Source organism: Pseudomonas kitaguniensis (genome assembly GCF_009296165.1).
Lineage (GTDB): Bacteria > Pseudomonadota > Gammaproteobacteria > Pseudomonadales > Pseudomonadaceae > Aquipseudomonas > Aquipseudomonas kitaguniensis.
Genome location: NZ_VUAZ01000093.1, coordinates 54198 through 63826 on the forward strand (window position 1 = coordinate 54198; position 9629 = coordinate 63826).

A 9629-nucleotide genomic window follows, 5' to 3' on the forward strand; every position below is an offset into this window, starting at 1 on the left:
TTCAGCTGTCCAACCGGCCACTGATAAATTGCTGCAGACGGCGTTGCATCAAACGCCCTTCATTGCCCAGACAGCCGATGGAACTACCTGCCAGGCTGTCTTGCGCCAGGTCGCACGCATCGCCGGCCAGCAGCAAGGGGCAATCGAGCGTCAGCGCAAGGCGCTTGAGCCGCGCGGGTAAATCGCTGGTGGGCGAGCGGTTGGAAAACAGCACCAAGGCCTGTGGCCGCATTTTTTCGCAGACCAGCGTTAATTCATCGAACGGCTGACCGACGCCGATGATTTTCACCGCCAGCGCTTCTCCCGACATCAATAAGCCTGCCACCAATAACTCAAGCTCGCGGCACTCTGCATCAATCGCCGACAAAAGCACCCTGGGCACCGGCAGCTCGCAGGCCAACTGCAAGCGCTGCGCAGTGCGCGAACGCAGGAAGTTATCAAAGAACAGCCATTCACTGGCTTGACCAAACCGCCCTTGATGGCGCTGCAGTTGCTGCCACAGCGGCATGAAGATGTTTTGAAAAGCGACGTTGACAGGGTAAGCCGAGAAAATCCGGCCGTACATGCGGTCCAGTTCGCGGTCATCAAAATCACTGATTGCCAGGCGCATCTGTGCTTGCAGTTGGCCCCAATCATCTTGGGTATCCGCAGATTGCGCGGCGCCGTGTACCTCGTGCGATTCGTCACGCGCGAGAATCTTGCCGACCTTGCTCACGGCCACGCCGCGTTCGATCCACTCGAGAATGCGCTGCACGGTGTTGATATCGGTGCTCGAATACAACCGATGCCCGCTTTCGGTGCGCGTGGGCTGGATCAAACCGTAGCGTCGCTCCCACGCGCGCAAGGTAACCGGGTTTACCCCGGTGACTCTTGCGACTTCGCGAATCGGAAACAACCCCTCGGCGTCGGCGTCGTCGACCTGTGTGGTCTCGCGTTGAAGCTCAATGATTTCAGGCATCAGTGGGGGCAAACTGCCGGTTGAAGTTGAATCCCATTAACGCTGATTGAAGCGTCTGATTCAAGGGCTACGGCAATCCGTCCGAAGTCTCTGGCGTATTCAGGTAAAACAGGAATAATCCTTGCTTGCTGCTTTTGCGACAAAGAGCAACGTAGTGGCCTACCCGCCGCCACGTTTGTGCGCCGCCTACCCGGCTTAGCGCACCTGATTACTTGGAGATACACAATGTCTACCTCACCCGTTACCTTGATGGTTGCGCGCCGCGTGGCAAAAGGGCGCTATGAAGAACTGATGGCCTGGCTGCGCGAAGGCGAGCAACTGGCCACTGACTTCCCCGGTTACCTGGGTTCCGGCGTGCTGGCACCGCCGCCCAATGATGATGAATTCCAGATCATCTTCCGCTTCGCCGATGAAAAAACCCTGCATGCCTGGGAATTCTCCGCCTCACGCAGCACTTGGTTAAGCCGTGGCAGCGAGCTGTTCGCCGACCCGTCCGAGCACCGCGTCAGTGGCATTGATGGCTGGTTTGGCGCCGTGGGTGCACGACCCCCGCGCTGGAAGCAGGCAGTGGCCATTTGGCTGGCATTCTTCCCGGTGTCGCTGCTGTTCAACTTTGTGCTGGGGCCACTGCTCGGCGAGCTGGACCTGTTCACCCGCGTGCTGGTCAGTACCCTGGCGCTCACACCGTTGATGGTTTACGTGTTCATCCCGCTGTCGACGCACCTGCTGGCGAGCTGGCTGCACCCGACCGTAGCGCGCAAGGTCACCGAAGCCGCTGCGTGAGTACAGGGGCGGCCGCTCGCTGGTATAGTTTCAACCTGCCCGCGACGTGAGCCTCCCATGACTGCAACAGACGCCCCGATCCTGATCACCGGTGCCGGCCAGCGTGTCGGCCTGCATTGCGCCGAGCGCCTGCTGGACGAAGGCCATTCGGTGATTTTCAGCTACCGCAGCGAACGCGCCGGCGTGCACACGTTGCGCGAGCGCGGGGCGGTCGGGGTGTTTGCCGACTTCTCAAGTGAGGCCGGCATTCTTGCGTTCATCACAGCACTGAAAGCGCACACCCACAGCCTGCGCGCGATCATCCACAACGCCTCGGCCTGGGTCGCGGAAACCCCTGGCGACGAAAGCCGAGCTTTCGCCGACATGTTCAGCGTGCACATGCTTGCGCCTTACCTGATCAACCTGCATTGTTCACCCTTGCTGCAACGCTCTGCACCTGCCGACATCGTGCACATCAGCGATGACGTGGTGCGCAAGGGCAGCCGCCAGCACATTGCCTACTGCGCCACCAAGGCCGGGCTCGACAGCTTGACGTTATCGTTCGCCGCGCAATTTGCGCCGCAGATCAAGGTCAACGGTATCGCCCCGGCCATGGTGATGTTCAACGAAGGCGACGACGCGGCCTACCGCGCCAAGGTGCTGGCCAAATCCGCCGTGGGCATCGAGCCCGGGCCGGAGGTGATCTACCAGAGCGTGCGTTATCTGCTGGACAACCCCTATGTCACCGGAACCACCCTGACCGTCAACGGCGGGCGACATATCAAGTAAGCCGTTCGTGAGGATGTTGTATGACCTTGTCCCTGCCCCACCACTACCACGAGATACTCAAAGGACTGGGTGAAGACCCGGCACGCGAAGGCCTGCTCGACACCCCGAAGCGCGCCGCCAAGGCCATGCAGTACCTGTGTCACGGCTACGCGCAGAACCTGGACGAAATCGTCAACGGCGCGCTGTTCGCGTCCGACAATGACGAGATGGTGATCCTCAAAGACATCGAACTGTATTCGCTGTGCGAGCACCACCTGCTGCCCTTTATCGGCAAGGCCCATGTGGCCTATATTCCGACCGGCAAGGTACTCGGCCTGTCCAAGCTTGCGCGCATTGTCGACATGTTCGCGCGGCGCCTGCAGATTCAGGAAAACCTCACGCGGCAAATCGCCGACGCGATCCAGCAGGTCACTCAGGCCGCCGGCGTAGCGGTGGTCATCGAAGCCAGGCATATGTGCATGATGATGCGCGGCGTGGAAAAACAGAACTCAACCATGAACACCTCGGTGATGCTCGGCGCCTTCCGCGAATCGAACACCACGCGCATGGAGTTCCTGCAACTGATTGGACGGAGCAAGTAACAATGCCACAACTTCAACCAGGCATGGCGCGCATCCGGGTCAAGGACCTGTGCCTGCGCACCTTCATCGGCATCAACGAGGACGAGATCCTCAACAAGCAGGATGTGTTGATCAACCTGACCATTCTGTACGCCGCTCAGGAAGCCGTGCGCGACAATGATATTGATCACGCGCTGAACTACCGCACCATCACCAAGGCCATCATCGCCCACGTCGAAGGCAACCGCTTCGCCCTGCTTGAGCGCCTGACCCAGGAACTGCTGGACCTGGTGATGAGCAACGAATCGGTGCTGTACGCCGAAGTCGAAGTGGACAAACCGCACGCGCTACGCTTTGCCGAATCGGTGTCGATAACGCTCGCGGCGAGCCGCAACCAGCAAGTTTGAAGCTGCAAGCCGCTAGCTGCTAGCTGCTAGCTACAAGCTACAAGCTACAAGCTGACCCTATTTCAACTTGCAGCTTGAAGCTTGCCTGCTGAAAGCTGCCCCCCAAGAGACCTCTATGAACGATCAACAACGCCTGGAACTTGAAGCCGCCGCCTTCCGCCGCCTGGTAGCGCACCTGGACAGCCGCAAGGATGTACAGAATATCGATCTGATGAACCTCGCTGGCTTCTGCCGCAACTGTTTGTCCAAGTGGTACAAAGCCGAAGCCGACCAGCGCCACATCGAGCTGAGCCTGGATGACGCCCGCGAAGTGGTGTACGGCATGCCGTATGCGCAGTGGAAAGCCGAGTATCAAAAAGAAGCCAGCGCCGATCAACAGGCAGCTTTCGCCAAAGGAAAAACCCATGACTGACCTGAACACCCTGCGCGCCAGCCTCGACAGCGGCGAACACCTGTTTGCCGACACCCTGGCGTTTATTGCCGCAGGTTACGACTATCAGCCGCAAGCCTTCACCAACGGCGCGGTGGAAAACGCTGCCGGGCAGAACGAAGGTTCGTGCAAAACGTTGGGCCTGGCGTTGCTGGAAGGCTTGAGCGATCAGCAAGCGCTGCTCGCGTTTGGCGAGCATTACCGCTCGGTAGTGGCGACGCCTGAGGGCAGCGACCACGGCAACATTCGTGCTTTGATTGCACAGGGTTTGGCCGGTGTGAAGTTCACCGCGCAACCGCTGACGCGAAAGTCCTGAGTCAGCCCCACGTACAAAAAGTCTCGGCACCTGAGAGGGTGTTATCAAGCCATCCCTTTCAACCTGGTTTACAGCCTTGAACGCTGGGTAGCGCTGACGCGCTATCTGGCACATGGCGTGTGAGATTTAGCCCTCTATAACCGCTAAGTGCGGTAACCGCCCAATTCATGCAACGTGACTTCGGCGCAGGCTTACGAACGGTCGGACAGCCGTGTCGGAAGCGTCCTGCATCAGTTCTTTTGCCGCTTTGTTAGCGTGCCTGGCACTTAAGCGTGTTCAAGCAGAGGCCTGAGCATCGCCTGCCGCCCCGCTCTCGGATCAAGGATAAGCGCATGTACGCGCCGGCCAATACTGCGCACTTCGCGTTGGTGATTCCCACTGTTCGTAACGACTTCAAGGTGCTGGCGTTTCACGGCACCGAAGCCATCAGCAGCTTGTACGCGATCCAGGTTGAACTGGTCAGCGAGTACCCTGATTTCGATCTGGAGAGCCTGCTCAGTCAGCCGGCTTTTTTACAGTTTGGCCTGAACGGCGAAGGTATTCATGGGCGCATCGAAGATGTCTGCGTGGGTGAAGCCGGCAAGCGTCTGACCCATTATCACCTGACCTTGGTACCGGCTCTGTACTACTTGCAGTTCAGCCACAATCAACGGATTTTCCAACAGTTGACGGTGCCGCAAATTGTCAGCCAGGTACTCAACGGCCATGGCATTCAGGGCGACTCATACACCGTTCATGTCAGCGCCCGCCCCGCGCGCGAATACTGCACTCAATACCTGGAAAATGACTTCGAATTCGTTCAACGGTTGTGCAGTGAAGACGGGATTTCGTGGCACCACCAACACAGCCCGGATGGCCACCAGTTGGTCTTCACCGACAACCAGGCCTGCTTCCCTTTGCTGGGTGACACGCCGTATCAGCAAGGCACTGGCCTGGTGGCGGATCACCCGGTCGTCAGCGAGTTCTGCATGCGGTTCAGCACCCGCACCAGCAAGGCCACACGCCGGGGCTATGATTTCAAACGCCCGAGGTTGCTGCGTGAAAGCCAGTTCACTGCCGAGTTCAGCCCTGCGCTTGAAGACTACGGTTACCCGCATCTGATCGAGAATGAAAAACTCGGCAAGCAGCTCGCCCGACAAGCCCTGGAGCGACACCGCGCCGACTACCAGTTGGCCGAAGGCAAAAGCGACCAGCCAACCCTGCGCAGTGGTTACTTCTTTAACCTGACTGAGCATCCGCGTGCGCAGTGCAATGAGTTGTGGTTGTTGCTCAATGTGACCCACTCCGGCAAACAACCGCAGGTGCTTGAAGAAGCAATCAGCGATGAGGTTAAACCCGAAGACGGCTTTACCCAAGGTTACCGAAACAGCTTCAGTGCGATCCCGTGGGACATTTTCTACCGCCCGCCGCTGGTCTCGCGCACGTCGGTGTTGGTCAGCCAGACCGCCCGTGTCACGGGTCCTGAGGGACAGGAAATTTTCTGTGACGAGCACGGGCGGGTCAAGGTCGAGTTCCACTGGGACCGCGCCGAATTGGGCAGCGACAAAAGCAGCCGTTGGCTGCGGGTCTCATCCAGTTGGGCGGGCGATAGTTTTGGTTGCGTGACCATCCCGCGCGTCGGCATGGAAGTGGTGGTGACCTACCTGGAAGGTAACCCCGACAACCCGCTGATTACCGGGTGTGTGCCTAACCAGCTCACGCCGGTGCCATACCCGTTGCCCGAGAACAAAACCAAAACCGTGCTGCGTAGCCAAAGCTCCCCCGCCAGTGGCGGCTACAACGAGCTGTCGATTGAAGACCGCAGCGGCCAGGAGCTGATTTACCTGCGGGCTCAGCGCGACATGGAGCAAAAGGTCAACAATGACAGCCGACTGGAGGTGGGTAACGAGCGCAGGCAAACCATCCACGGCAATAGCACCACGCTGCTCGGGGCGCAAGAACACCGCACCGTCACCGCTGACCGCAAAGTCCAGCTCAAGGCTAATGACCATTTGCAGGTCGCCGGCAGCAGCCATACCCGTGTGGGTCAAACGCTGGTGATTGAAGCCGGCCAAGAAGTGCACCTCAAATCCGGGGCCAACATCATCATTGATGCCGGGGCCAGCATTACCTTCAAAGGCGGTGGCCAACACATCGTGATAGGCCCTGGCGGTATTTTCAGCAGTACCGAGATTCAAATCGGCGGGGCACCTGCGCGAGGAACGCCCGCCAAACCACTATTGCCGGGCATACCGACGGCGCTGTCGAACACACCCGAACTGCCAATACTCGCCCCGACGCAAGCGTTGCTGACAACCGCCAGCAACGTCAAAGGCGCTGACGCGTGCCCGCTTTGCGAGGCCTGCAAGAACGGCCTTTGCCTGCCCAAAGGAATGACAGCATGACGGCCACCTGCCCTCGGCAATGGATGTTCGACCAGCTAACACTCAACCGCGCGCTGTGCCTGATCCTCGGCTCGGAGAGCGAACTCGGCGCCCGCCACGCCTTGTTGAACACCCGCACACCTGATCAGCACCGCAACGTATACCGGGAAACCCAAGCCTGCGATTTGGCCGATGCGGGGCCTTTAATACTCCACGTCGACCACCCGGACGATGAGCGCATCACAGAACTCCTGCAGGTGCCCGAGCGCAATTGGGGCTGGCTGGCGAGTATCGGCAAGGATGACCTGCCTGCGCTGAGCCAGCACTGGCGCGAGCGCGTGGTTACCGGCACACGGCCCAACCAGGCGCTGTACCGTTTTCACGATAACCGCGTGCTCGGCCGAGCGGTGCGGCATATGCCGGAAGAGGCACGCCCTGCGTACCTCGGGCCGGCGATCAGTGTGTGTTATTGGCACGGCGCAGGCTGGGAAATCGCCCATAACCCGGCTCCCGGCGCACACCCGCTGCCTGCCGACCCGCCGTGGCTGAGTGTTCCAGTGCCGGCGAGCCTGTCGATGGAGATGCTTCAGTCGAATATTTACCGGTATCTGTGGGCAGAACACAGCGACGACCTGATGCGACTCAGCCAACGCCACGACCCCGGCGAGTGGCTGACGGAACAACTCTCGCAGGCTCAGGAGTGGGGATGGTCGGCGCCTGAACAGGTGCATTTTTTGATTATCAGTAAATTGAATGAAGCTGAGCCGCCGCTTATAAAAAATTGGTTACCTCATAACGGCGAAGCACCGCAGGTTCACTTCGAGCGCCTGTTTAATGAAGTGAAGTTTTGGTCTGGGGAGTCATCAGTGTGAGGGTTTTAGGTCGGGTTAATTCACAGTGTGTTCGGGGCTTGTTTGCGTGCGCAATAGGGTTGTTATTTTCGGGCTGTTCGATAGTGCAGACGGAGAGCTTTACTTTTCAGGCTGAATTGCCGGAAAACTTTACTGTTGGTGCGGTTACGCATTATGAATCTGTATCTGGTGAGATGTGCTCTAAGCGTAAAGCTTTTCGCAGCAAGGAACGCAACGCGGCGAACCTTGTGGAACTGCAGCTACCGCTCACAGACACAGCGAAGGGCTGTTCAATGGTTCTGAAAAAAGTTGTGCTACATATAACGGGGCAGTGGGGCACGCGTGAACTGGACATGAGTCTACAACAGGCCAGTATATTAATACGCGACGAGCCTTCAGAAACAGTTCGCCCTTTCCCTATTTCGGGACCGCTTGTCTTTCAGGCGCAGTGCCAGTGGTTTTTCCGCACGGCAGGACCGAAACGGTATATCAGGAAAATCCTAGAGTGCCGAGCGCTAGACGCAAATGACGTTGTGCAAAAACAGCTTGCCGGTGCTGCGTTGCAACGTGATCAGTTAGCGGGAAAAACCGTGAAAATGGTGCTGACGGTGGCGAAAGAGGAAACGCCGTACTTTGGGCGTTCATGGCTAGAAACACCAAAGGGTTGGAAGCCTTGCGTCGAAACGAAAGAGACTTTTCGCTGCCAGGCTCCACCGACCTTTACCGATTTCAAAATGCCTGATGGACGTAACTGCACCGTCTATCCCAACTGTACTGAATAAGGACATAAAAATGGGCTCGTATAAACCTATGTCACTAGAGCAGATCGCATGATGTGCGTACGACACGTTACGCCCCACTACCTTAGATTTATACTTGCTAGCGCGATGGCGTTGGTCGTTTCGGGCTGCTCAATAGTGCAGCCAAAGAGTTTCACTTTTCAGGCTGAATTACCGGAAAACTTTACTGTTGGTGCGGTTACACATTACGAATCAGCATCAGGCGAGATGTGCTCTAAGCGTAAAGCTTTTCGCAGCAAGGAACGCAACGCGGCGAACCTTGTGGAACTGCAGCTACCGCTCACAGACACAGCGAAGGGCTGTTCAATGGTTCTGAAAAAGGTTGTGCTACACATCGAGGGGAAGTGGGGCGAGCGTGAACTGGAGATGAGTCTGCAAAGGGCCGGTTTATCAATACGCGACGAGCCGTCAGAAACAGTTCGCCCTTTCCCTATTTCGGGACCGCTTGTCTTTCAGGCGCAGTGTCAGTGGTTTTTCCGCACCACAGGTCCGCGTCGCTACATTGTCAAAATCTTGGAGTGCCGAGCGCTCGACGCGAATGGAGTCGTGCAAAAACAGCTTGCGGGTGCAGCGTTGCAACGTGATCAGTTAGCGGGCAAGACAGTGAAAATGGTGCTGACGGTGGCGAAAGAGGAAACGCCGTACTTTGGGCGTTCATGGCTAGAAACACCAAACGGTTGGAAGCCTTGCGTCGAAACGAAAGAGACTTTTCGCTGCCAGGCTCCACCGACCTTTACCGATTTCAAAATGCCTGATGGACGTAACTGCACCGTCTACCCCAACTGCACCGAATAAGGAGGTCGAACGATGGGTTCGTATAAACCGATGGAAGATGTGCATAAGCCCTCTTTTAGCGACAAGATGTTCGCCTGCCCATTAAAGGAGCATTGGATTAGTTTTCAGCTAGTAGACGAGTTCGGTGATGGCAAACCTTATGCTGGTCTCAGTTATACCCTTCAGGACAGCGCAGAGCAGAAATATACAGGGGCACTGGACGCCGAAGGATTTGCTAAAGTTGGAGACTGCTATCGAGGACCTGCCGTTCTGACGATCGACAGTAAGTATCAAGGAGGCGCTGATATTTGGTATGAAAAACTCGTAGATAGAAAGTTTTATCCACTCCCAATCACCGAACTCCAAGTCCGTGCCGAACAAACCCGCTTCTTTCACAAAGACGGATTTCCTGCCGAACACAACCCCGCATTAAAAGCGGGAGACACATTTATCCAAGTGGAAGTGCGGGACTTGGTCAAGCAGCGCGCGCATTTACCGCCGCCCCTTAAACGTAAATACCCGCCGAATGACCTCTTGATAAGAGCGCTTGATGAGTTAAGGCTTAGTCCAGAGCCGTTATCTCTGAAGGGTGTCGGGCTGCTGTCTAACCGGCACACGC

11 protein-coding genes and 1 pseudogene are annotated in these 9629 nt (G+C 57.4%); 11 read left to right on the forward strand and 1 reads right to left on the reverse strand.

What is annotated here, in order from left to right:
- Position 1: 1 nt before the first annotated feature.
- Positions 2-958: a MerR family transcriptional regulator gene (locus F0169_RS16215; RefSeq protein WP_152747067.1), complete on the reverse strand. Its 957-nt coding sequence runs from the start codon at positions 956-958 to the stop codon at positions 2-4.
- A 225-nt stretch (positions 959-1183) separates the two neighbouring features.
- Between F0169_RS16215 and F0169_RS16220 the strand changes: the two genes are divergently transcribed.
- From F0169_RS16220 to F0169_RS16270, 11 genes and pseudogenes are all read left to right on the forward strand, one after another.
- On the forward strand, positions 1184-1741 hold the full coding sequence (locus tag F0169_RS16220) for a putative antibiotic biosynthesis monooxygenase (protein WP_058414920.1): 558 nt from the start codon (positions 1184-1186) through the stop codon (positions 1739-1741).
- A 57-nt stretch (positions 1742-1798) separates the two neighbouring features.
- A complete protein-coding gene (gene folM / locus F0169_RS16225; RefSeq protein WP_058414921.1) occupies positions 1799-2509 on the forward strand; it encodes a dihydromonapterin reductase in 711 nt (236 codons plus the stop codon).
- A 20-nt stretch (positions 2510-2529) separates the two neighbouring features.
- The gene (gene folE, locus F0169_RS16230) at positions 2530-3090 is read left to right on the forward strand and encodes a GTP cyclohydrolase I FolE (protein ID WP_058414922.1); all 561 of its coding nucleotides are present in this window, start codon (positions 2530-2532) and stop codon (positions 3088-3090) included.
- Positions 3091-3092: 2 nt separating this feature from the next.
- A complete protein-coding gene (gene folX / locus F0169_RS16235; protein ID WP_099235551.1) occupies positions 3093-3476 on the forward strand; it encodes a dihydroneopterin triphosphate 2'-epimerase in 384 nt (127 codons plus the stop codon).
- A gap of 115 nt (positions 3477-3591) precedes the next feature.
- Positions 3592-3888, forward strand: coding sequence for a DUF1244 domain-containing protein (locus tag F0169_RS16240; RefSeq protein ID WP_058414924.1), 297 nt, complete (start codon positions 3592-3594; stop codon positions 3886-3888).
- Complete coding sequence (locus F0169_RS16245; RefSeq protein WP_058414925.1) at positions 3881-4222, forward strand: HopJ type III effector protein; 342 nt, start codon at positions 3881-3883, stop codon at positions 4220-4222. The genes F0169_RS16240 and F0169_RS16245 overlap by 8 nt, the downstream gene beginning before the upstream one ends.
- A 332-nt stretch (positions 4223-4554) precedes the next feature.
- Positions 4555-6606 (forward strand): type VI secretion system Vgr family protein, encoded by a 2052-nt coding sequence (locus tag F0169_RS16250; RefSeq protein ID WP_152747068.1) that lies wholly within the window; start codon positions 4555-4557, stop codon positions 6604-6606.
- Positions 6603-7457 (forward strand): DUF4123 domain-containing protein, encoded by an 855-nt coding sequence (locus F0169_RS16255; RefSeq protein WP_152747069.1) that lies wholly within the window; start codon positions 6603-6605, stop codon positions 7455-7457. The genes F0169_RS16250 and F0169_RS16255 overlap by 4 nt, the downstream gene beginning before the upstream one ends.
- An 83-nt stretch (positions 7458-7540) precedes the next feature.
- The gene (locus F0169_RS16260) at positions 7541-8218 is read left to right on the forward strand and encodes a hypothetical protein (protein WP_341869102.1); all 678 of its coding nucleotides are present in this window, start codon (positions 7541-7543) and stop codon (positions 8216-8218) included.
- A 105-nt stretch (positions 8219-8323) separates the two neighbouring features.
- Positions 8324-9031, forward strand: coding sequence for a hypothetical protein (locus F0169_RS16265; RefSeq protein ID WP_152747070.1), 708 nt, complete (start codon positions 8324-8326; stop codon positions 9029-9031).
- A 12-nt stretch (positions 9032-9043) separates the two neighbouring features.
- Positions 9044-9629: pseudogene (locus tag F0169_RS16270) on the forward strand (lipase family protein); the annotation flags it as partial.